Here is a 1,678-nt window from a genome sequence, read left to right as displayed (position 1 = left end):
GGCCGGCCGCCGCGCGACATCGCGGCCCGCGTGCTGGCCGCGGCCGACCTGGCCGGGGTCGCCACCGCCGAGATCTCCGGGCCCGGCTTCCTCAATCTGCGGCTGACCGACGAGGTGATCGCCGCGGGCGTCAACGATCTCGCCGCCGACGCCCGGCTCGGGGTGCCCCGCACGATGCGTCCCGAGCGGATCGTCGTCGACTATTCGTCGCCGAACATCGCCAAGGAGCTGACCGTCGGGCACCTGCGCTCGACCGTCATCGGTGACGCCATCGCCCGGCTGCTGGAGTGGCTCGGCCACGACGTCGTGCGGGCCAACCACCTCGGTGACTGGGGCACGGCGTTCGGCATGCTCATCGAGCAGCTGGACGGCGGGGACGCCGACGAGATCACCAATCTGACCGCTTTCTATCAGGCGGCCAGGGCCCGCTTCGACGCCGACGAGGACTTCCGGACCCGGTCGCGGCTGCGGGTGGTGGCGCTGCAAGGAGGCGACGAGGACACGTTGCGGCAGTGGCGGCACTTCGTCGCGGCGTCGCAGCGGTATCTGCTGGCCGCGTACCACCGGCTGCGGGTGACGCTCGCCCCGCAGGACTTCACCGGCGAGAGCTTCTACAACGACAAGCTGGAGCCCGTGGTGGCCGAGCTGGCCGCGCAGGGCCTGCTGCGGGAGAGCGAGGGCGCGCTGTGCGCGTTCCCGCCGGGCTTCACCGGCCGGGGCGGCGATCCGCTGCCGCTGATCGTGCGCAAGAGCGACGGCGGTTTCGGGTACGCGGCCACCGACCTCGCCGCCCTGCGGTACCGGACCGGTGAGCTGGGCGCGACCCGGCTGCTCTACGTCGTCGGCGCCCCGCAGCGCACCCACTTCGCGATGGTCTACGCGGTGGCGGCGGCCGCGGGCTGGCTGCCGGCCGGCGTACGGGCCGAACACGTCGGCTTCGGCTCGATCCTGGGCACGGACGGCAAGATGTTCCGGACCCGCTCCGGCGACTCGGTCAAACTGGCGGCCGTGCTGGACGAGGCGGTCACCCGGGCCGCCGCGCTCGCCTCGTCGGCCGAGGTGGCGCGGGCGGTGGGGATCGGCGCGGTCAAGTACGCCGACCTGTCCGGCGACCGGATGTCGGACTACGTGTTCGACTGGGACAGGATGCTCGCGCTGACGGGCAACACCGGGCCGTACCTGCAGTACGCGTACGCCCGGACCCGGGGCATCCTGCTCAAGGCGCAGGCGGCGCCGGGACCGATCCGGATCACTGCCCCGGCCGAACGCGCCCTGGCGCTGGAACTGCTCGGCTTCGCCCAGGTGGTGACCGGGCTGACAGAGTCGCTGGAGATGCACCGGCTGGCCGGCTACCTGCACGGGCTGGCCCAGACCTTCAGCGCTTTCTTCGAGACGTGCCCGGTGCTGAAGGCGCCGGCCGGGGTCCGGGAGAGCCGGCTCGGCCTCTGCGAGCTGACCGGCCGCACCCTGCGGCAGGGCCTCGACCTGCTCGGCATCGAGACACCGGAGCGGCTCTAGAACGGACGCCCCTCGCTAGAGCGGGCGCCCCTCCTCCTTGACGACGCCGAGCAGCGGCCGGTTGGCGCCCGAGAGGTACGGCGGGGCCGGCCGGAGCGTGAGGTGGTGGCCGCGTGCGCCGATGTGGATCTTCTGGTGCTGGCCCGCGACGGGGACCGCA

Annotated in this window: 1 protein-coding gene; it reads left to right on the top strand. The window is 73.1% G+C overall.

The window, feature by feature from the left end; genetic code table 11:
* The coding region (argS, locus tag AB0C29_RS47140; protein WP_360834740.1) for an arginine--tRNA ligase at positions 1-1,518 on the top strand (1,518 nt) is incomplete at its 5' end.
* Between the last annotated feature and the right edge of the window lie 160 nt (positions 1,519-1,678).

The sequence above is a fragment of the Actinoplanes sp. NPDC048791 genome, from assembly GCF_040650095.1.
In the GTDB taxonomy this organism is placed as follows: Bacteria; Actinomycetota; Actinomycetes; order Mycobacteriales; family Micromonosporaceae; genus Actinoplanes.
This window is presented reverse-complemented; position numbering and strand designations above follow the sequence as displayed.